Here is a 20,330-nt window from a genome sequence, read left to right as displayed (position 1 = left end):
TGCCATTAACGATAGACTCGAATACCGCCATCAACACCTTTAGGGCTGAACAATACCTGCCAAAGCTGGATATTTCTGGCACGAAAAGCGCCGGCACAGGCATTAAGATAATAAGTAAACATACGATAAAAGCGCTCGTCGTAATTATCTTTAATCTGCGGCCAACTTTGCTGGAAAGCATCGAACCAGGCCATTAGTGTGCGGTCATAGTCGGAGCCAAAATTATGCCAATCTTCCAGTACAAACAGATCTTCACTGGTGGAGGCAATATGTGTCACCGACGGTAGGCAGCCATTAGGGAAAATGTATTTATTAATCCACGGGTCGACGTTAAGGTCGGTTTGATTAGAGCCAATAGTATGTAACAGGAATAAACCGTCAGGTTTAAGACTGCGAGAGACCACCTCAAAATAAGTGCGATAATTCTTTGGGCCGACATGCTCGAACATACCAACCGAAACAATACGATCAAATCGCTCATTGAGATCACGGTAATCTTGCAACTGAATTTGTACGTCTAAACCTTTACAGCGCTCCTGTGCCATGACTTGTTGTTCAACTGAAATCGTGACGCCCTTTACCGACACACCATACTCTTTAGCCGCAAATGCGGATAACCCGCCCCAACCACAGCCAATATCCAGCAACGTCATACCGGGTTTTAGCTGTAATTTTTCGCAGATCATCCGCAATTTGGCCTGCTGCGCCTGTTCTAATGTTTCGGCCTCTTTCCAATATGCGCAGGAATATTGCATATAAGAATCGAGCATACGGCTAAATAAGTCATTGCCTAAATCGTAGTGCTCTTTACCTACGATCCAGGCGCGTTTACGTGTTTGATAATTAAAGATACGAGCAGAGGCGATGCGGGCAACATCACTAAGACGTTTAGGAAGTTGATTATCAAGTTCAGAGGCTAAAATGCACTGGAAAAAAATATCTAGACGGTCACACTCCCACCAACCATCCATATAACTTTCACCTAACCCCAGAGAGCCCTCTTGAAGAACGCGCTGAAAAAACTTCGGGTTCTTAACTCTAATATCCTGTGGTTTAGTTCCGTTTATTGCAATCCTGGCCTGGCCCAGCATTTCTGCTGCAATTCGATACCAATGATCTTGTTTTAATTCTGAATCAACGCAAATTGAGCTCATTGTTTATTCTCTCCTTAACTATTAATTCAATAATCCATAAGTGCATTGATAAGTACATATTTTGATGGTGAGACGCCAAAGTAAGATTTGAATGCTCTTGAAAATGAGCTTTGGCTTGGGAAACCCAACGTCATACTAATTTCTTTTAATGTTGTATTGCTGTTTTTTAATTCTAATACTTTATTAAGTGCATGATATAGTCGCTCGCGCTTAATGTATTTTGAGACCGATATTTGGTGGTGATAATCAAACTCTCTCAGGAAATAAGAACGTGAATAACCAGAAATAGAGACCACGTCTGATGTCGCCACCCTATTCCCATTTTCTATCTTCTTTGATATCCAATCCCTTATTTCAGGGAAAGCCGATAGCACCGTTTTTTCTTTAAATTGTCTTTTCATTTTATTAACCGGATTCCAAGGCATAAGAATAATATTCAGATATATTCTGTGGTCCCAACCCTCTGCTTGTTACTTTTATAGAAGTTTTGAGTTATAACGATATTCACTTGGGGATATATTGAAGTATGTTTTAAATGTCTGACAAAATGTGCTTTGACTCGGGAATCCCATTTCTTCGCTAATCTCTCGAACTTTTAAATTAGTCCATGTTAGCTTACTTGCTGAAATTCTTAATCTTTGCTCTCGAATGTATTGAGAGAGGCTCACACCGATGGCAAGTTGAAATTCGCGTAAAAAATACGATCGCGAGTATCCAGTAATGGCGACCACATCCGTGGATTTTATTCCACGGTGAATATTGTTTTCAATCCAACATAGGACATCTGGAAAGCTGTGAGTAATAAATTTATCTTTAGCCACAATATCACCTCAATAATAGCCATTAATAGTTGGATACAGAAAAATGTCATGGTTTATTTCTGTTTCAAATATCAGTGCTTCATTTGGACATGCAAATTGAAAGTGTGCATCAAGAATGTATTTATTATCACTCTCTTGTATTTTATAAGATATTTTGCAGCGATGCATTTCAGTCGTTACTTTTCTTGTTTTCTGATCTAGCTCACCCAGGAAATTAAACAGTGTTTCTTTATTAGTAAATACCTCACAAACAGAAACCGTTTGTTTCTGATGGTCAATGGTATAGCTAATATCGACGATAAGTCCTCTCTTGGCGCATTTTTCTATAACATTATTCATATTAAAGCCCTATGTTATTAGGTTCAATAAATTACGGATGTGTTAAGAAAGCAGATAAAACTATAAAAATAGTGCTATGACGAAACAACTTAGAAAAAAAACTATCGCGATTGCGGGAATTATTGAAGCCTGATTAGAATTCTCCATTATATCCTTCCTTAATGTAAATCCATTTATTTAGTCGTTTGGTGATAACTCGTTAACCGACGAGGAGTTAAATAGTTATGGATAAACCTTACAGCGACATAACTAATTACTAATGTTGCAACAACCGCTTCTAATGTCGCAATCATATGTAGCTGCTGGGCATACTCAATGGCTTGCGGATATTGCCCGACAAGATTCGCCATTTTATATAGCGCGGTAGCACCTATCGCCATGGGGAAAGTAAATGCGGCGTAACCTGGGCTGAAAGGCAGTCTCATTAAGCGGAAGAAAGCACAATAAATAACGATCGTCATTAACAACGCGATACCCAGCAGCACCGCACAAATCAACAGAGAAGGCTCTTTAACTACAGTGAGATACCCGGCTAATGACAGACTGGCAGGCGCGGCCATAATGGCAATGGTCGGTTTTGCTGCATCAGGGACTTCGTTGCGAAACATGAAACGGTAAATCATCATAGGTAGCATTAGCAGGTAACTGATCATGCCTATGGCTAATAACACTAATGCCAAAGTATGAAATGCATCACTTGGACACATCACGTCGGCCACAATAATCCCCACGGGAGGGATAAACCAGCTCGGCACCATGTGATGCAAATTAGGCTCTTTTGCACGGTAATAAATAAAAAAAGCTAGGGCGGTTAAATGTACAAAGACAGCTGCTAGCCAAAGTATTTCACCCGCTGTTGGTAGGAAATTGCCGAGTGCTTTAGAGACAACCATTGCTGCCATCGCAAATGTCGGAACAATACTGCCTACAACAGGGTGCTTAATATCTTGAGTCAGAGTATCGGGATGAAGAATAAAACGGATAATCATCACACTGAGCAGAGTTGCGGCTATTAGAGCGCCAATGTTCTGCCCTATTCCCTTCAGGGGTAATGCATTCTCTAAACATAAGCCTAAGCTCGCGATGCCTAAGGCCAACCCTGCAACCGGTGTTGGCAATCCCCGGACTTTATGATGTAAATATCTCAACATGCTATCACCTCGATTTTTCTTATCTCTATCTACGGCAAAAATTATAGCGATAAGGTATCATTTAAAAAATCGAGTTATTTATTACTGCAGGTTTAGAAAAACTAAACGATGAACATTACCTTTAAACAGCTATCCGTTTTTGTTTCTATTGTGCGCTACGGCAGTATGACATTAGCCGCAGACTCAATATTTATGACCAAAGGTGCGGTATCTCAGACCTTAGCTGAATTGGAAAGTCAGCTCGGGGTGCGGCTGTTTGATAGGCAGCATGCTCGATTAATTATTAATCATGAAGGAAAAAAGCTGTTACCGGTGGCAGATGAACTGTTAGCGAGGATGCAAGGTGTTGAACAGTTATTTGATGAGAAGTCTCACGACACTCAACTTAATTTAGGATGCACTAAGACCATCGGTAGCTATGTACTCCCTAATATGTTGACTGCCTTTGAGAAGAGTTATGGCTGGTTACCGCGATCAATCATCGCGAATACCCAAGATATTAGCAGCATGCTGAATAGCTTCGAAATTGACGTGGCTTTATTAGAGGGGCCGACGACTGAGCAAAATTTAATCTGTGAACCTTGGATGGAAGATGAAATGGTGATTGTCGTGGGTAAGACTCACCCACTGGCGAAGAAAAAACAGGTTTCTTATGAAGCACTCAAGCAAGAAAAGTGGATTCTACGTGAACGCGGTTCCAGTAGCCGTGCCTTTTTCGACAATCAACTGGCGCTGCATCTGAATAACCCACCGGTAACGCTTTCACTCAACGCATTTGATGCAATACTCGCTTGTGTGCGGAACAATTTGGGCATTACATTTATTTCCAGCAGAATGTTTGCTCAACCCTTCTATAAAGGGCATTTTGTCCAGCTTGAAACTGAGCACCGATTTCTGCGCAAATTCACGCTCTGCTACCATAAAAGCAAGTTTATCTCCCCAACCTTACATTCTTGGAATGCATTCAGCCAATTGTGGGCCCGCCAATTAACCTTCTCAGTCTGATATTTCTCCTCTTTCCTTGGGCCGAGTGTGATTTATCGCTCATGCCCAGATAACTATCTTGTTATCCAGATGAAATCAGCCCTCATTCATCTGGAACAATGGGAAGCCGTTGTTTAGTATGTAGGTATTCTGCCTACGTCATTAGCAAATCCGATATTTATGAAAAAACTCATTAAACGGCTAGAGATCATCAAAAGCGCGATTGAGCTTGAAGATGACGAAATGATCCGCCATCAACTTCCTTACCTTAAAAGTGAATCTCAGGATGCCGTACTGACATTTATTGCCGTGGCGATTGAACAAGGGAAATTCACCGCAGCACTGGACGCTATTTCTGCATGGCTGATCACTAAACAGTCGGTAACCCAGTGGCAGGATCTTGAGTTGGCCGCCTGTAAACTTGAGTTGAAAGCGCTGGAGGAACAGTTACGCGAGCTCATCGATAAGCGGAATGAACGTATTCAGTTACTGGATGATTTCAACGATCTCTATCTGGTGCGTCTTGGCCCTTTAACCAAGCAAATACTCCATCTGCGCAAACAGTTGGCAGAAAGCACCTTGCGTAAAGCCGAAGCGGAAGCCCGCCGTCGAGAGCGCGATTATCGCAATTGTCAGCAGTATATTTCTCAAGCCATTGATGAGCTGACTGTGCTAAAACAGCGCTGGCTGGGGCTCTCTTCCCTTTCCCATGAAACCGTTGCAATACGTCAACAAATTCAGCAACAAACTGAGTTGGTCACGGCATTACTGGCGGAGATCCAAGAACTGGAAAAGGGGTTTAACACCCGTAATACCGAATCAACCCGTCAAGCCCGTGAAGAAGCCAAAGAGAAGTACGAGAGTTATCAGGAACAGCAAAATGATGCTGAACAGCGGCACGACAATGAGCGCAAGCTCTCCGCTGACCAACGGCAAGAATTAAAACGCCTATGGCGGCAAGCCAGCCGGCTGTGTCATCCCGATTTAGTCGCGGATGAATTTAAAGAAAAAGCCCATCAGCTTATGGTGCAGCTTAACCAAGCTCGCCAACGAGGTGATTTTTCTGCCATTCATACTCTGCTGGAGAGCTTAAAACAAGGGCTTGAGCCGCTAATGGCGAGTGACCTTATTGATGATCTTGAGCGATTACGTCGAAAAATTAGCGAAGTCAGAAGTCAAATTGAGGCAATGCTGCACGAGTTGGATGCGCTGGAGAAAGAAGAATCCTGGCGGCTGGCAACTTCATTGCCAGATAAAGATGGTTGGTTCAAAGAACAAGAAAACCTGTTATCTAAGACCCTTAACCTCCTCAAGCGCCAAGTCGCAGAAGCATCAAAAGTGTTGTATGAAGCATCATAATGCCAGGTTAGTGGACATCATGATGCTCCCCTAACCCGGCGAAAATTATCTTGTGGGCGGTTACTGACTCAATAACTGTTTTACGTCCAACAGAATGAATTCGTTATCATCGGCTTCATTGGGTTGGCGACTGGAGGAAAATGGGAAGTTATTATCATTGCCAACAATGATATGGCTGCCATCCACCACATCAACGTTTTCAATGGTAAAGAAGGGGAATGTCAGTACGCCATTATTGAGCGGCTTACGCGCCAGATGCTGCGGATCCTGAATGTTCATTAAATCAATGTAGGCCAGTTTATCCACCGGTTTGCCGACGTTGTCATCAGAAAACGCAATTTTGTAGACACGTTTAAACTTGGCTATCTGACTGAAGCAATTTGCTGTTGCTGCCCCCGCCGCACAGGCTTTATCCGCCGTACCCTCGCCATTATCGCGTTCGATGACTAATCCATGTGTCGCATCAATCATATTGAAATCACCAATGGCATTCTGGTTATCTTCCAGTACATATTGCCAGCTGCGCCCGGTCCATTTCCGCTGTTTGACATCAAACTCCAACACGCGCAGATAGCGTTTGCCCGCCACATTCTCAAACTTTTCATCCTGCCACAGCGCCCCTTCCAGCATCGGATACAATTTGCTGCCATCCGGTGAAACCGCCATGCCTTCAAAGCCTTTAGAGCGCGCCACCTGGAAATTCTGCTTCCCGTCCGGGGCGCCTGGCAATGTCAGTGTTGGATTGTCCGGCGATTTCACGATTTTGCCATCAACCTGAGTCTCGAACACTTCCAGCACCTTGCCATTGAGGTCGGCTTTAATCAGATAGGGGCCAAATTCTTCGCCAATCCACAGGGCATCATCAGCAAATTGGAAGCTTTCGGGATCAAAATCGCTGCCGGTTAAATAGCGTTTTTCAGTACTCTCATTGATGATATGGAAAGGCACTTTTTTATCTGGATCGTGCAAAAACACGGTTTGTAGCGGTGTCACACTGCCATTCTTGAAATCAATATTGTAGTGATTGAGATACAGCATGGCATCTGGTGAGTTGGCTTTACTGCCAAATCCATTGTCCGTCAGCACCCAATAGGTGCCATCGGGCATATGCTTTATTCCTGAATGCCCTTGCAGTGGTTGCCCTTTAATCGGCAGTCCAAGACCTGTTAGCCGGTCGGCAGATTTACCCGCCACAGTCCCCAATGCGCTAACCCGTTGGCCACTGGTGTATTTACCACTTTCTTGTAAGTCTGATGGGGCATCCTGTGGTGTCGCCACGGCTGATTTCACCGGTAATACGGCATGCCCGGCTAGAGTAGCGGGCACCTCAACAGCCTGCGCCCATAAAGAGGTACTGAACGCGATGCTGCTGGCTAGCAGTGCCAACCGAAATGTGGTCATCTTCATGTTAAGTTCCCTAATTATTGTTATTGCCCAAAGGTATAAAGCAACCTAACTATAGGGAGCCTGAATGACAGAAATATTATCCCTGTTATTCTCTATGATTGGTGCATACTGATTCTGAGTATTATTAAGTTCGTCTTCATTCTCAAATAAGGTAATCCATGATGAAAGATAACGAATACCAACCACCCAAAGTCTGGACAGAAAACAGTGCCAGCGGCGGTGTGTGGTCCAAAATCAATCGCCCAACAGCGGGGGCTCGATATGAAGCTGAGCTACCTGTTGGCAAACACCCGTTGCAACTCTATTCCATGGGTACGCCGAATGGTCAGAAGGTCACTATTCTGCTGGAAGAGTTATTGGCATGGGGCGAAAAAGGTGCGGAATATGATGCCCACTTGATTCGTATCGGTGAAGGTGATCAGTTCTCAAGTGGTTTTGTTGCCGTCAATCCGAATTCAAAGATCCCTGCCCTAATGGACTATTCGACGACCCCGCCAGTCAGGGTATTTGAGTCTGGCGCCATTCTGCTGTATTTGGCGGATAAATTTGGCCACTTCTTACCTAAGTCACACGCTGGCCGAACCGAAGCACTGAATTGGCTGTTTTGGTTACAAGGAGCAGCACCTTATTTGGGCGGTGGTTTTGGCCATTTCTATCACTATGCCCCGGTGAAAATTGAGTACGCTATTGACCGTTTCACCATGGAAGCCAAGCGGCAGCTCGACTTGCTCAATACCCAGCTCAAAACGCACCCGTATATTGCCGGTGACGAGTACTCAATTGCCGATATCGCGATCTGGCCATGGTATGGCAATTTGGTGCTGGGCTTGCAATATGAAGCTGGGGAATTCCTCGATGTGAAGTCCTATCCCCATCTTATCCGCTGGACGGAGGCCATTGCGAAGCGGCCTGCGGTACAGCGTGGCCGCATAGTCAATCGTACTTGGGGCGCGCCAGAAGAACAGTTACCAGAACGCCATGATGCAGCAGATTTTGACCGTCTGTAGTGCATAAGTAAATGGTGCCTGATGTGGTTGAACAAGCTGTTTTGATCGTGATGCGTTTGGGGCAACCCAAGCGCTCTCGATGTGCCACTCGGATCGGCAAACCACGAATCTATTTACAGGCTCGCCCATTCACCCACGGAGTCAGGCTACCACTGAAGCTGATCGCTAGCTGTTAACTACTATATCTACTTTTATGCTCTTAATTAAAGCCATGGATCTTTCTAAAATCTGAGCGGCTTCCGAACCATGCAAGATGATATAACCTGAACGTCTTGAATTGCCTTCCAAGGCTGGAATTTCATCACCTTCAGAGTAATTAATTTTGGTTTCAACAACCTCATTGTACTCATCACTTTTTATTTTCTCAAATCCCTGTACCCTTTTAACTTTACCGGGAGGCAATACTAGGAATCTGACAATAGCGACACCTTGTGCAGTTTTATCGTTTAAATAGTCAGGTGTGATTTCTCTTGCAGCCCATAGTGCTGATAACTGAATCATATCAATATCGAAAACTCTTTTGATCAGTTTACCTACATTTCCGCCAGCAATACGATTATGTGACTCAATAATCCTAATCCCCTTCGAGCTTACTTTAAATTCAGTATGGGATGGTCCGTTGCTCAGCCCAATAATATTCAGAAACTGTGATGCCATCACTTGGGCCTGCTGCTCCACGTCAGGTGCCAGTCTTGCTGGTACCATGTGTCCAACTTCGACAAATTCTTCTACTGAAATTTTTTCAGTAATGGTCACCACTTTGTGCTGACCATTAAAGCTAAAGCATTCAATACTGTATTCTGGGCCATCAATAAACTCTTCAACGATATAATCGCCCCGACCTGAATCAATATTATTGACTATATCAGCCAGCATCTCATTTTGTGTAATTAACTGCACTCCCATACTACCGCTACCATCAATAGGTTTTATAATAACAGGAAGACCATTAGCACTAATAAAATTCACTAACTGCTGACCGTTAGCACAAACAGCATAATGTACCGGACTAAAATAATGCTTATTAAGCAATGCTCGCATGGCACCTTTATTCTTTAAATAATATATTGACTCTAGCGATGTACTTGGCTTTCCCCAACGAATGTTTAATTTCGCCGCAATTTCAACACCAGCCTCGGTAAGGGATAATACCGAGAAAAAATTCCAGTGCTGATGCAAACTATCAGCGAGTGGCAGAAAACTTTCCGCAAGATAATCTGTTATAACAATATCACTTGTCGCAGATAGTGCATGGATATCGAGTAACTCTTTTCTCTGCACAAATACGAATTTTAGCCCGGTATCATTGATTCGTTTTAAGGTATCCGGCGAATCCATTCCATAGCCAATTATCAGCAGCATTTTTTCAATGGAGTGATCATTCTTATTTAACATGTTGTTGGCCCCAATGCGTTTTAAGTGTGCTCTCGAGAAATTTGAAATACTCCTCACCCATTTGGGGCGAATTATGTTGGCCAAATACGATGATCAAGAAACCGTCGAAATCAGGATATGGCCGGTAATGTTTTCCAGGATGGGAAAAATCAAGAATATAGCGTGTATCTGGATGCTTGTTGACCGCATCCAATCCTTTAATAGAGAGCAGCACGCCTGAACCTCCCAGAGGCATAATCCAGCTACTAGCCGCTTTCGATAACCCGGTGGTATCAGGTGGCCAATTTTCAGGTGTCAAAGTGTTGGTCAACCAGTGAAAATAAAGGCCAATAAAGTCGATTCTATTTGATGCTTCAACGTTAAAATGAGCACAACCTGCCCCACCCAGGCGAGCGCCAATTTCCAGAATTATCGGTGTCCCTTCATGATTAAGTCGCAGCTCACAATGTCCCGGTCCATTCGTTAATCCTAATGCTTTCATACCCGCGATAGCAGTATGCTGGATGTTGGTTATCAGTGTTGGCTCAACGTCAGGGGGGCACAGATAAACTGACTCTTCGAAATAGGGACCTTGCGGTATGCCCTTATAGCCGCAATTTAACGCATGAACTTCCCCATCAACCGCGAACAATTCCACTACAAACTCAGGCCCATTAATAAACTCCTCTATCAGAACTTTGGCAAAATTGCCAGATTGATGCCAAGATAGGTGCCGATAAACATCCTGATTTAACTGCTCCACATAAGTAAATGCTTTGCACAATTGTGCAAAGTCCTGAACTAACTGAACTCCAGCACTATTAAGGCCAGAGCTTGGTTTAACTATGCAGGGAAACGTCAGTGACCGGCAGTGTTCAAGTTCATTGCTATGCTCCAGGGTGATATTACGTGGCACAGTTAACCCCGCTTCCTCAAATAATCTACGCATCATAGATTTATCGCGGGCGGCCATGGCTGCATCTGGGGATATTCCCGGTAAACCTAGTCGGTTTGCCGCGGCTGCTGTCCATACTACGGAGGGTTCTTTTACTGACATGATGCCATCAAAATTCCATTTCTTATGTAGCGCCTCGAGTGAAGTAAGCGCCTGTTCGGGTGCATCATAAATAGGTAAAAACTCACAACCAATGACAGCAGGGAAAGCTTCCGCCTCTGCGGTATCGTCAGGGGAAATGACGATCAGTTCAATGCCATTTCGGGATGCGATGTCAAAAATAAACGGTACCCCAAGAGTGGGGTGTATCAACGCTATTCTTAAGGGCATATTTAACTCCTTATTTAATTGGGCACTCTGCACGTTACGAAGGAATAAACCCTTTCTTACGCAGTTTAGCCACCGCGTTATCATTTTTTTCTAAGCTAGAGAGCTCCATTTTTTCCAATATCCCTGGCAACTTGGTAAACATAATATGTTGGTAGGAGACGATCTCAATACGATTACCCCAAGGGTCAAGGAAGGTAAATGTCGGTCCTGGCAGAAGTGAAATACCTAAATCAGTTACGCATTCACGCACCCGTTCTTTATCACTGACGACCAGACCAACATGATGGTCAACATCATTTCTTTCTTTTTTCCCACAAGTTAGAGCAATAAACTGATCGCCCATTTCTATGGAGGCAAGTTCTGAGCGAGGAATGCCAGATTGATCCTCATACACCACTTCAATGTCGAGGAAACCACCATAGAATGCCACAGCCTCAGCGATATTACCGACAACTAGCGATATATGATTAATACCAACAGGTTTAGCCAGACTCTTATTTTTCATTGTTATTTAATCCTTTAATTATTGTTTATTTAATTTTTCTCATGAAATATTTACCTGTGAAAACTTGAGTAATGCCAGTTTTCCAATCAAAATTTCGCAATGTTGCTTATTGCCTACGGTAATGCGCCACCAGTGTTTTAGTGCTGACAGTTCATAAGGTTTGCCAATTAAAATCCCTTCTGACTTCAGCAATTCAAATAGGTTATTCCCTAAAATGTCAGAGAAGTGGACAATAATAAAGTTACCAGCGGCATCTCGGCATTGAATATCTAATAGATTTAATTGATTAATTAACCAGTTTTTATTACTGCGAGTATTGTCCTGATATTCTTGTAGCAAATCAGTATTACGTAAGCGCCATTGTGCTGCTTCACCCGCTAATGCACTGATTTCGTAAAGGGGTCTGACTTTATATAATTGCTGAATAAGTTCCGGCGCTGCCAATACCATGCCAACCCGCGCACCTGCCAAACCGAATGCTTTGGATAAGGTTCGTAGTAAAACCACATTATTAAATTGCTTTAGCAAACTGAGATGCTCACTCTTGTTATTCGCTACATAGAGGTAAGCCTCATCAATAACTAGCAGGATATCTCGCTTATCAAGCTCAGCGGCAAGTTCAGTGATCGACTGCAAGTCTGCCTGTGTTCCCAGGTAACCGCTCGGGGTCTCCAGAATCACCATTCGGGTATTATCACGCAACTGGGCTTTCATTAATGGCAAATCTGGTTTCCAGGCCATATTCATCGGGATTTTTTCTAATTCCGCTTCAAAAAATTGTGCATAACGTTCATACATCAAATAACAAGGGTCATGTATTAGTATGTGATCGCCTTTCGATATACAGGCGTCATAAAGGCATTTAACGGCGAGATCTGAACCATTAGTGAGGATAATCTCGTTCTCATCGACACCGACAAAGTCTGCCATTTCTTGATAAATAGCACTCAGATCTGGATAAGCAGATAGCAACTCAGGTTTTAACCCTGAAATAAAATCTTTAAAGTACTTTTCATCTAAATCTAGCAAGTTCTCATTAAGATCGAGACGAATATAATTAACCCGTTGTGCTAGCTTTTCGCGTAGCTGGCGCCGTTCAGTTTCCCATACTCCCTTTTTAACCACATTTTGAATCTTCATGACTATTCTCCTGTTACTTTTAATCATTAGACAATGTTATTGATCAGGGCAAAGACGCGGCAGGGGCTACCGGTGCCGCCAACAATAGGTAAAGGCGCAATAATCAAGTCAATGCCGATAGGAGGCAGTTGTGCCAACTTTTTGAGTTGGGTAATACCGTATTTCCCTGCGCCAAGAAAATACCAGTGAACCGGGAATGGGGGGACGAAGCTGGCAGCCTGACCTGCGTCGGTTCCCACGGTTTCAACGCCGACACCAATAATAGATGTCTCATGTGCTAGCCAGCGGGCACATTCCACGCTTATCCCTGGGGTATGGCGGTTATTGAGAAAACCCTCGATATCGCCATCTCTCTCATCCCAGCCACTGCGATACAGCAACCAACCACCCTCAGGCAGAGGACCATATTGATCTATCCATGCTTCAACATGTTGACGCTCAAGGAGAAAATTAGCTGATTCCTTGCACTTGTCGCTCATATCGATCACCACCGCGGGTACGATGAGGTGCTCAGGAGGCACAGAAGCCACATCAAGACCATCTTTGCCCGAGGGCCAGTGGATCGGCGCATCAAAATGAGTACCGGTATGCTCTGACATTGAAATGTTGTACCAAAAGGCCTCGCCATACTCATCATAGTGACTGATAGTTTCACGTTTGGATGACCAAGCCTGACCGTGAGTGGGTGGTAGTTTGATTACCGGCGTTTGTTCCGAAAGAGGTGCGGTGAGATCAATAATGCGGCGTTTTAACCATTGCGACATGCTGGCATCTCCTGATTATTTGACATAAACCGGTAGGGAATAATGATGTGTTGGTGCTGAACGCACCTCTTTCTCGTAGCTGTACTGTAGTTGGCGCGTGATGGGGCCTGCTCCGCCGCAACCAATTTTTTTACGATCGAGGGAGATGACGGGTTGGATTTCAGCCAGAGTTCCACATAGGAAAACTTCATCAGCCAGATACATTTCGGTGCGGTCAATTTCGCGTTTTTCAAAACACAACCCAAACTCGGTCTGGGCCAGGCGTTGTAGACTATCAAGCGTAATACCTTCGAGCACACCACTGGATCCCGGCGGAGTAGCCAGTGTACCTTTATGTACCATAGCAACACATGAGCCCGGTGCTTCAGCGACGGTACCGCGTTGATTGAGGAAAATAGCGGTATCAAAACCGTTTTGCTGGACTTCATGCTGTGCTAAGCGGCTATTGTGATAATTAGCACCCGTCTTGATACGGGGTGGCATACATTCATCGCTGATCCGGCGCCAAGAGGTAATAGCGGCATGTGCCCCTTGCTCATAGCGGGGTGAGCGCGGCATGGGCAATGCAGTAATATGCGTCAGTGTATCGGCGGTGTAGCCAAGAGAGTCAAAGTTATGGCCGAAACCAAAACCGGCCACAATCACAATATGAATATCTTCACGGAAATGATTGCTTTTAATTACTTGTAAACAGCCCTGGGTGATCTCTTCATCACTATAACTGACCGGCATATCAATACATTTCATTGATTCACGTAATCGTCTTAAATGATCGGTAAGACGATAAATAAACATCTGCTGATTATCTTCCTGCCAATAAACACGGATACCTTCAAATACATTAGCGCCCCAAAATGCAGTCTGACTGCGGGCATGGATCACACATTTATCCCATGGGACAACCTCGCCATTTAGCCAAGCGAATGCAGGTTTATTTAATGACATTTCATTTACTCGCTATTATTCAGGATGTTCGTTGATATAAATTATTTATATCTGAATCAGCCATTGCACATAGATGGATTAATTCGTTGATATCTTTCATTTCACTTAAATAAAACTGTGCAGCAATATGTCCATCGGGTCTGACGAGATAGCAAAGAGGCTGAGATCCCATAAATTGCTGGGCAGCCAAAATATCATCGTAATCTGCCACAGTGATCGCTGTTTCCGTCTGATATTCGAATGATGCGCGAGGAACTACGGCAACAAATTTGACTTCGAAAGGAGCACGGCATTGCTGCGATAGCTGAGTAAATGCCGCCAGCGATATCTCTTCTGCAAAGCATAAACAGGTGAAGTGTACACCGAGTAATTTCCTTAGACGGGTACGCTGGTGATATATAAAAACGCACATATCAGGTAAAAACTGCCCAACTAACGGTGTTTCTGGGCTTTTATGGATTAGTGATGAGCTTGCGTAGGTAAAAGGCTCCGCCATTTTTCCGTGGTTAATCCAGCGTCGGGCCTGTGGAAAAAAACGTGATATCAGCAAAATAAGATTGCGCTTAATGCGAATACCACGCTCACTGGGAGCAATGAAGCGCATGGTTTCTTCAGTGACACGCAAATTTTCTAGTGCAGCTGGCCGACGCTCTTGATGGTAACTATCAAGTAGAGCATCAGGAGCTAGCCCGTTGATTACCCATGCCAGTTTCCAGGCAAGATTATCAGCATCCTGGATACCACTATTCATGCCGCGTGAACCATACGGCGGCAGTGAGTGTGCCGAGTCACCGGCAAAGAACAGATTGCCATGACGAAATTGATCAATGACTTTCTGGTTAAAACGGTAGGTGCTTAACCAATTAATTTCATATGGGATATTACCAATGACTTTACGAATGCGTTGATCCAGTTTGCCATTGATTTTTTCCTTCTCGATATCATCATTTTCTTCGAGCTGCCAGTCGATGCGCCAAACGTTGTCAGGCTGCGGATGCATAACTAACTGTTTTCCTTTGTGGAAAGGAGGATCAAACCAAAAATGGCGCTCTTTAGTTAAGGCGATATTGGCCCGAATATCAGTGATTAGGAATGGCGTTCTGTGCGTATAACCGGAAAAGTTTTGCCCAGCTAAGTCACGAATTTTACTACGCACACCATCACAGGCGACAACATAACGAAAATGTTCATCACAAACCTCATCAGGGGTCTGTAAGGTTAGCGTCACTGAATCCTTATGCTGTTCCATCGCGATGACCTCATGCTGCCAATGGATTTCAGTCAGTTCGGTCGTGGCAATAAACGCCCCTAGTTCCTGCTCAATACGGTATTGAGAAATGTTAATAAACTGGCCAAAGCCCGCACGTTCAGGAAAATGTTGCGGTTCGAGTTCTAACCCTTTGATATATGTATGAGCGATACGCCAGTGTATCCCCTCTTGGGCAAGCCGCGTCGCACATCCTATCTTTTCCAGGATTTCAAGGACATCGCCCTGGATGAGACAAGCTTTAGAGCCTTTTTTCTGTAGAAATGGGGCTTTATCGAAGATTACGCTGGCGATATTAAATGTTGAGAGCCGGGCTGCAAGTGCCAGCCCTACTGGGCCTGCTCCGACAATTGCCACCGGCAGGTTATGTAAGGGCTTCATTTTATCTCCTGAATTTTATTGGCTTCGAATACCGCAATATGCCGGACTTCATTAAGATAAGGTGTTCCCTCTGTATATCCGGTTCCCGGAGATACTCCCAACATTTTGACCGCAATACCGTAGTGCGATTGACGCCATTTTTTCAGTTCAAATTCGAATGCATTCATTGCTTGCGAGAAAACGGCTAAGTCCGATGGGCTGATGCTTGCTGTTTGCCCCATGTTCAGATAAACCGAATCGATGGTCTCCGATTGCTGCAATACTCTGTTGCGTACTTCCGGCACGGAAATATAGGCGATAGAATTAATACGTTCCTTACTCGGCGTTCGACATAACGATTCAACAGTTTTATAGCTGTGGGACTGTATTGCACTGGCCCCCTCGGTATGGGTGCGAAAGTCACGAAAGGCCTCAACGCGCAAGCTAGATAGAAGAGGAAATAATAATGAAGCTTCGCAGAGTCGCTGATGACAGCGTTCGATCAAATGATGGGATTGATGAATATCGGTCGTTCCTAACCGAATGACCTGATTCAGTGAGACGGCCAGCCAACTGAATACAGTTTCAAAGGTTTGCAGTATCCGTAAAAAAAGGTATTCATCATGGACTTTATCCACTGGTAGTAAGGAATAGTTTAGTCGCAGCCTATCTGTCTCACTCATTCGGGCGTCAATTTGCGACCATAAGTTCGATATCTCGGTTATAACTCCGCTCTCCACGTTGTGTGGAGTGAGTTGCTGTCTTTCTAGGGCTGCTTGCATAGCACGCAGAAGACGCCGACCTCGCATTGAGGCGAGTTTTTCATCACTCGGTATTCGGGGAAGCCAATTTTCATTGCCACTCAGTGCGGCAAATTCAAAGCGCATAATATCAAAAGTGAGTAGTGTCAAACGCCAGTCCAGCAGCGCTTCATTGCCTGTCGCATTCTCTTCCCAGTTGAGAAGATCCAATGCAAGATAGGAGTAGTAATCATATTTACCGTCATATTTATCCAGCAACGTCGCCAACGCAGCGCCTATCCATGTATTGGCTAGCAACTGTGAAGCAGCAAGTCTCTGGCGCACCCCATCCAAACGCTGTAGCAACGCCTTATCGACAAACTGTTTGCCGTAGTCATGGAAGGCTTGCAGTATTTCCGCCATCGGCAAAGGAGCCGAAATCCTCCCGTTTAACCAGTCATCTAACTGATTAATCAGCTTCATAGTCGTATCGCGTGGCGAATCAGGGACAGCCTTGGTAGTGAGCTGCCAAGCTATTACATCGGGTGGTTCATTCATTTTTCATATCTCATCGATTAGAACGGCGGTATTGCCGCAAACGCAGGCAGACAGCATCGATATCATCTGTGCTATTGAAATAGTGAATGGATAAGCGCAATACCTTTCCGCGAGGGCTGGTAACGATGGCGTATTGTTCAAGAAACTGAGCCAACTTATGGGGGGCGGCATCATGTAATGCCAGGTGAGCGCCATGCTGGCGGGCGCAGGAATAACCGAACAATTGCTCCCCCTGCTGTTGTAGCAGGTGAGCAGCATACTCAATCAAACCCATGATATGTTGCCTGATAGCCAGTGCGTTTGTTTGCTCGAGTAGAGATAACCCAGCTTGCGCTGCAAGGATCGCAGGAACGGCTGGCGTCCCAGTTTCAAAGCGACGAGCATCAGCGGAAAAATCGAGTACATGAGGTTCGAAATCAAAAGGATCACATCTGGCGAACCAACCCGTAAATTGGGGCTTAAGCTTGGCAATTGACAAATCCCGCACATACAAAAATGCTAACCCCGGCAATCCGAAAAGATATTTCATCATACCGCCAAACAGGTAGTCACAACGCAAGGCTTGGACGTCGATAGGGATGACGCCCAGCGCTTGATAGGCATCAACAGCGACTCTGGCAGGACTGTTTTTGTTCAAATGAATCAATTCGTCTACAGGGAGCAAATCTCCCTGTAAATATCCCACCAGTGGCATTGAGATAAGATCCTGACTCTCGCCATTTAACCCAGCCTCGAGCAGCTTATGTTCACTACCATGACTGATCAAAGCTCCGCATGTTGCTTGGGCCTGCCACACGTTGGCAATGGACGGGAACTCTTTGTCGCAGTACCACAGACGAACAGTGGCGGATGACTTTAGCGTACTGATAATTTGGAAGGCACAGGCAGATGCATTAGGAAGTAGCGCAATTTGCTGCGGTTGTGCATTGATAAGTCTCGCGATTTTATGACGCACACTCTCAATTTCGCTCTCAAAAAAGTCCCAAGCCAAATGTGGTTTTGCCATTACGTCCAACATCACCTGCATTTTTTCTGTCAACAAAGATGACGGGGTCGAAAGACTACAACTCGCTAACCAGTGCAGGCTCTCAAGCTGAGGAAAATATTGTTGTCGAAAGTATGATGGCGTCAACATCGGTTGCATAAATATCAATACTCCTCCACCAGTTCTGAGCGTAATTGCCAGAGACGAGGGAAATATTTATGACCGATCAATTGTGCTAATTTGTCGACCGGTGTACCTTTGGTTCCAACGGTTTTGTGCCCGATCGTCCTAACAGCTACTTTATAGTGACGGGTACGCCATAATGAAACCCACTCATCCCAGCTAATAAGCGCTTCGCAAAGATTAAATATTTCGCTGTGTGTCTGTTGGGTATAAACCTTAATCAGATCGGTTTCAGTTTCGTCAAGATAGTTGTTTATTGTTTTTGCCATTTCTCGGCCAATAGTATTGACGTTTTTCCAGCCAGGGGACTCCAACCCAGAGCCGTTACCCAATATTGGACGGATCCTAAAGAAATCGTATGGCGTCATATGTGTCAGTATTTCCAACTGTTCTGTAATAGAGCGAATACATTGTGAAGCACGCTGAATGAGTGCTGTCGCGTGTGATAAACTATGTTCTTCAAGTAGTTTGATCGCTTCTTTTAACTCTTCATTACTCAGCTTCAACCACAATTCGGTAGATTGGTGAATAATCTGAAAAAGAAGCTCATCCCGATGAATCCACTCATCAGAACTTCTTTGTAAAGATAATAAAAATTCAGTATTCATGTATTTTTCATAGTCATTATCACCATGTCCAATCAATACTGATTTAAAGTAATCTTTTGTAGTATTAATATCTTTTCGTGACATAATAATACTCCTTGTTAAAGTTAAATAAAAATAAAATCAGTACGTTAACTCAGTTGTTGTTTAACCACGGGGTATTATTAAATTTTAAATCAGAACGAAACTTTAATTTTCAATTGTGCTGCTTAGCGAATTTTCTTTTCTGTGTGAGGTGAGTTTTTTTGTAATAACTCAAAATTAATAATTGCAAGGTAACAATAGCTAAAGAGCTGTAAATAGCCTTATCAAAGCCAAATTGATGTATCCATGAAATGAATAAACTGACCATACCTATCCACAGAGAAGATAAAATAAACTTTACACCAGTCAGTGTGCCACGTATTTCAGTGGGTAGCTTTTGCTGCAAGAACGTACGCCAATAAATACCGGAAAAACTGGTAAAGTATCCCATAATGAATGAAGCGATAATAATAAGATAACTAGTTGTAATAGCGGCTGACGTTCCCAGCCATACTAAAAATATCAGCTGTACTGATGTAACATGCCAGTATCGTGTTTTAACTTGCCAATGGCTGACAAGCGCTCCACCGGTAATAGCACCAAGGGCATAGCATGCATCAATACCCGACATCCATAAGGCATTGCCACCGAAGTTCTCAGACACGATAGAAGCTAACAAGATATTGAATATTGCCAGAACAGTAAAATCAAAATCACTGATCACAAATAATAGCCCGTATCGCTTGCAAGCACTGATCAGGCTGTTGATAGTTTGTGGTAAGTGTAAACGTTTTAATTCCGTTGCTGGTCCATTATGTGTCGGTAACAATGTTGCCTGAATATAACCGATTGCTGCCATAATAAAGCAAACAGAGACAACACCGATTACTGTGGGAAAATTTAAAAAATATAACAACCCCCCAGCGCTGATCATGCCAATTAATTGCCCCAATTGTGAATTAAACGTCAACTTACCATTGCCCCATTCTAATTTTTCGAAGGTTAACAACGTTGGGATGAGATTAAATACACATAGCCGACTCATTCTCCATAACGCACTCAACACAATGGAGATAAAGAGTATTAGTCCAGCAGAAAGTCCAGCATGATACCAAATTAAGAGTGTCACCAAACTAGTGAAAATATTCATGGCAGCAACGCCGCGTAAAATACCTGATACGCCGTGATTATCAACATACTTCCCTGCTAACAGCGGCATGCAGGCAGAAATAAATATCTCACTAATAAATGAAATACTGACCATCCATATCTGTCCGGTCTCATCAAACATGAATTTTGCTATGCTGAGTAGCAGCATGGCGCGAGCCATATTAATAAAGAACTCTGCCGATGATAAAGGCTTCATTTACATT

At 44.0% G+C, this 20,330-nt stretch carries 20 protein-coding genes; 3 read left to right on the top strand and 17 right to left on the bottom strand.

Annotated features, from left to right (window positions below; all coding sequences use genetic code 11):
- Positions 1 to 5: 5 nt before the first annotated feature.
- From cfa to N0H69_RS14185, 5 genes are all read right to left on the bottom strand, one after another.
- On the bottom strand, positions 6 to 1,154 hold the full coding sequence (cfa, locus tag N0H69_RS14205; RefSeq protein ID WP_050151220.1) for a cyclopropane fatty acyl phospholipid synthase: 1,149 nt from the start codon (positions 1,152 to 1,154) through the stop codon (positions 6 to 8).
- Between the two features lie 26 nt (positions 1,155 to 1,180).
- Positions 1,181 to 1,555 (bottom strand): helix-turn-helix transcriptional regulator, encoded by a 375-nt coding sequence (locus N0H69_RS14200; protein WP_072077518.1) that lies wholly within the window; start codon positions 1,553 to 1,555, stop codon positions 1,181 to 1,183.
- Positions 1,556 to 1,630: 75 nt separating this feature from the next.
- Complete coding sequence (locus N0H69_RS14195) at positions 1,631 to 1,975, bottom strand: helix-turn-helix transcriptional regulator (RefSeq protein WP_072077504.1); 345 nt, start codon at positions 1,973 to 1,975, stop codon at positions 1,631 to 1,633.
- A gap of 9 nt (positions 1,976 to 1,984) precedes the next feature.
- Complete coding sequence (locus N0H69_RS14190) at positions 1,985 to 2,314, bottom strand: DUF406 family protein (RefSeq protein ID WP_050107004.1); 330 nt, start codon at positions 2,312 to 2,314, stop codon at positions 1,985 to 1,987.
- A gap of 173 nt (positions 2,315 to 2,487) precedes the next feature.
- Positions 2,488 to 3,465: a TDT family transporter gene (locus N0H69_RS14185; protein WP_151419870.1), complete on the bottom strand. Its 978-nt coding sequence runs from the start codon at positions 3,463 to 3,465 to the stop codon at positions 2,488 to 2,490.
- 108 nt (positions 3,466 to 3,573) lie between these two features.
- Here N0H69_RS14185 and N0H69_RS14180 point away from each other — a divergent pair, with 108 nt between their 5' ends.
- A complete protein-coding gene (locus N0H69_RS14180; RefSeq protein ID WP_050151219.1) occupies positions 3,574 to 4,470 on the top strand; it encodes a LysR substrate-binding domain-containing protein in 897 nt (298 codons plus the stop codon).
- Between the two features lie 159 nt (positions 4,471 to 4,629).
- The gene (locus N0H69_RS14175; RefSeq protein ID WP_050151218.1) at positions 4,630 to 5,808 is read left to right on the top strand and encodes a coiled-coil domain-containing protein; all 1,179 of its coding nucleotides are present in this window, start codon (positions 4,630 to 4,632) and stop codon (positions 5,806 to 5,808) included.
- A 60-nt stretch (positions 5,809 to 5,868) separates the two neighbouring features.
- Here the strand turns inward: N0H69_RS14175 and N0H69_RS14170 are convergent, their stop codons facing one another.
- A complete protein-coding gene (locus tag N0H69_RS14170; RefSeq protein WP_050151217.1) occupies positions 5,869 to 7,215 on the bottom strand; it encodes an esterase-like activity of phytase family protein in 1,347 nt (448 codons plus the stop codon).
- Positions 7,216 to 7,376: 161 nt separating this feature from the next.
- On the opposite strand from N0H69_RS14170, the gene yghU reads away from it, so the two are divergent.
- Positions 7,377 to 8,222 carry a glutathione-dependent disulfide-bond oxidoreductase gene (gene yghU / locus N0H69_RS14165; RefSeq protein ID WP_050151216.1) on the top strand — a complete coding sequence of 282 codons (846 nt, stop codon included), beginning with the start codon at positions 7,377 to 7,379 and terminating at the stop codon, positions 8,220 to 8,222.
- A 165-nt stretch (positions 8,223 to 8,387) separates the two neighbouring features.
- Here yghU and N0H69_RS14160 read toward each other — a convergent pair whose 3' ends face one another.
- The 11 genes from N0H69_RS14160 to N0H69_RS14110 all read right to left on the bottom strand — a co-directional run bounded on the left by N0H69_RS14160 (position 8,388) and on the right by N0H69_RS14110 (position 20,323).
- Positions 8,388 to 9,617, bottom strand: a complete 1,230-nt coding sequence (locus N0H69_RS14160) for an ATP-grasp domain-containing protein (RefSeq protein ID WP_050151215.1) — start codon at positions 9,615 to 9,617, stop codon at positions 8,388 to 8,390.
- Positions 9,607 to 10,881 carry an ATP-grasp domain-containing protein gene (locus tag N0H69_RS14155; protein ID WP_050151214.1) on the bottom strand — a complete coding sequence of 425 codons (1,275 nt, stop codon included), beginning with the start codon at positions 10,879 to 10,881 and terminating at the stop codon, positions 9,607 to 9,609. Before N0H69_RS14155 ends, N0H69_RS14160 begins: the two co-directional genes overlap by 11 nt.
- Before the next feature lie 34 nt (positions 10,882 to 10,915).
- Positions 10,916 to 11,386, bottom strand: a complete 471-nt coding sequence (locus tag N0H69_RS14150; RefSeq protein WP_050151213.1) for a VOC family protein — start codon at positions 11,384 to 11,386, stop codon at positions 10,916 to 10,918.
- A 39-nt stretch (positions 11,387 to 11,425) separates the two neighbouring features.
- Entirely contained in the window at positions 11,426 to 12,526 is a 1,101-nt protein-coding gene (locus tag N0H69_RS14145) for a pyridoxal phosphate-dependent aminotransferase (RefSeq protein ID WP_050151212.1), read from the bottom strand.
- Positions 12,527 to 12,552: 26 nt separating this feature from the next.
- The gene (locus N0H69_RS14140) at positions 12,553 to 13,290 is read right to left on the bottom strand and encodes a cyclase family protein (protein ID WP_151419867.1); all 738 of its coding nucleotides are present in this window, start codon (positions 13,288 to 13,290) and stop codon (positions 12,553 to 12,555) included.
- Positions 13,291 to 13,305: 15 nt separating this feature from the next.
- On the bottom strand, positions 13,306 to 14,235 hold the full coding sequence (locus tag N0H69_RS14135) for an aminotransferase class IV (protein WP_072077502.1): 930 nt from the start codon (positions 14,233 to 14,235) through the stop codon (positions 13,306 to 13,308).
- A gap of 19 nt (positions 14,236 to 14,254) precedes the next feature.
- Positions 14,255 to 15,883 carry an FAD-dependent monooxygenase gene (locus tag N0H69_RS14130; RefSeq protein ID WP_151419866.1) on the bottom strand — a complete coding sequence of 543 codons (1,629 nt, stop codon included), beginning with the start codon at positions 15,881 to 15,883 and terminating at the stop codon, positions 14,255 to 14,257.
- On the bottom strand, positions 15,880 to 17,160 hold the full coding sequence (locus N0H69_RS14125; protein WP_050151209.1) for a hypothetical protein: 1,281 nt from the start codon (positions 17,158 to 17,160) through the stop codon (positions 15,880 to 15,882). The genes N0H69_RS14130 and N0H69_RS14125 overlap by 4 nt, the downstream gene beginning before the upstream one ends.
- A 10-nt stretch (positions 17,161 to 17,170) precedes the next feature.
- Complete coding sequence (locus N0H69_RS14120; RefSeq protein WP_050151208.1) at positions 17,171 to 18,166, bottom strand: aminotransferase class V-fold PLP-dependent enzyme; 996 nt, start codon at positions 18,164 to 18,166, stop codon at positions 17,171 to 17,173.
- Positions 18,167 to 18,309: 143 nt separating this feature from the next.
- Positions 18,310 to 19,020 carry a tryptophan 2,3-dioxygenase family protein gene (locus N0H69_RS14115; RefSeq protein WP_050151207.1) on the bottom strand — a complete coding sequence of 237 codons (711 nt, stop codon included), beginning with the start codon at positions 19,018 to 19,020 and terminating at the stop codon, positions 18,310 to 18,312.
- A gap of 109 nt (positions 19,021 to 19,129) precedes the next feature.
- Positions 19,130 to 20,323: an MFS transporter gene (locus N0H69_RS14110; protein ID WP_050151206.1), complete on the bottom strand. Its 1,194-nt coding sequence runs from the start codon at positions 20,321 to 20,323 to the stop codon at positions 19,130 to 19,132.
- Between the last annotated feature and the right edge of the window lie 7 nt (positions 20,324 to 20,330).

The organism is Yersinia alsatica, from assembly GCF_025133195.1.
Classification (GTDB): domain Bacteria; phylum Pseudomonadota; class Gammaproteobacteria; order Enterobacterales; family Enterobacteriaceae; genus Yersinia; species Yersinia alsatica.
The sequence above is the reverse complement of the archived record's forward strand: the minus strand, read 5'-3'. Positions and strand labels throughout refer to the sequence as shown.

What these genes read in the sequence shown, in the direction of transcription:
- N0H69_RS14160 (WP_050151215.1), bottom strand. Translation starts at nt 9,617, where the DNA reads ATGTTAAATAAGAATGATCACTCCATTGAAAAAATGCTGCTGATAATT.
- N0H69_RS14155 (WP_050151214.1), bottom strand. Translation starts at nt 10,881, where the DNA reads ATGCCCTTAAGAATAGCGTTGATACACCCCACTCTTGGGGTACCGTTT.
- N0H69_RS14140 (WP_151419867.1), bottom strand. Translation starts at nt 13,290, where the DNA reads ATGTCGCAATGGTTAAAACGCCGCATTATTGATCTCACCGCACCTCTT.
- N0H69_RS14120 (WP_050151208.1), bottom strand. Translation starts at nt 18,166, where the DNA reads ATGGCAAAACCACATTTGGCTTGGGACTTTTTTGAGAGCGAAATTGAG.
- N0H69_RS14130 (WP_151419866.1), bottom strand. Translation starts at nt 15,883, where the DNA reads ATGAAGCCCTTACATAACCTGCCGGTGGCAATTGTCGGAGCAGGCCCA.
- N0H69_RS14145 (WP_050151212.1), bottom strand. Translation starts at nt 12,526, where the DNA reads ATGAAGATTCAAAATGTGGTTAAAAAGGGAGTATGGGAAACTGAACGG.
- N0H69_RS14115 (WP_050151207.1), bottom strand. Translation starts at nt 19,020, where the DNA reads ATGTCACGAAAAGATATTAATACTACAAAAGATTACTTTAAATCAGTA.
- N0H69_RS14185 (WP_151419870.1), bottom strand. Translation starts at nt 3,465, where the DNA reads ATGTTGAGATATTTACATCATAAAGTCCGGGGATTGCCAACACCGGTT.
- N0H69_RS14135 (WP_072077502.1), bottom strand. Translation starts at nt 14,235, where the DNA reads ATGTCATTAAATAAACCTGCATTCGCTTGGCTAAATGGCGAGGTTGTC.
- N0H69_RS14180 (WP_050151219.1), top strand. Translation starts at nt 3,574, where the DNA reads ATGAACATTACCTTTAAACAGCTATCCGTTTTTGTTTCTATTGTGCGC.
- yghU (WP_050151216.1), top strand. Translation starts at nt 7,377, where the DNA reads ATGAAAGATAACGAATACCAACCACCCAAAGTCTGGACAGAAAACAGT.
- N0H69_RS14150 (WP_050151213.1), bottom strand. Translation starts at nt 11,386, where the DNA reads ATGAAAAATAAGAGTCTGGCTAAACCTGTTGGTATTAATCATATATCG.
- N0H69_RS14200 (WP_072077518.1), bottom strand. Translation starts at nt 1,555, where the DNA reads ATGAAAAGACAATTTAAAGAAAAAACGGTGCTATCGGCTTTCCCTGAA.
- N0H69_RS14190 (WP_050107004.1), bottom strand. Translation starts at nt 2,314, where the DNA reads ATGAATAATGTTATAGAAAAATGCGCCAAGAGAGGACTTATCGTCGAT.
- cfa (WP_050151220.1), bottom strand. Translation starts at nt 1,154, where the DNA reads ATGAGCTCAATTTGCGTTGATTCAGAATTAAAACAAGATCATTGGTAT.
- N0H69_RS14175 (WP_050151218.1), top strand. Translation starts at nt 4,630, where the DNA reads ATGAAAAAACTCATTAAACGGCTAGAGATCATCAAAAGCGCGATTGAG.
- N0H69_RS14125 (WP_050151209.1), bottom strand. Translation starts at nt 17,160, where the DNA reads ATGAATGAACCACCCGATGTAATAGCTTGGCAGCTCACTACCAAGGCT.
- N0H69_RS14170 (WP_050151217.1), bottom strand. Translation starts at nt 7,215, where the DNA reads ATGAAGATGACCACATTTCGGTTGGCACTGCTAGCCAGCAGCATCGCG.
- N0H69_RS14110 (WP_050151206.1), bottom strand. Translation starts at nt 20,323, where the DNA reads ATGAAGCCTTTATCATCGGCAGAGTTCTTTATTAATATGGCTCGCGCC.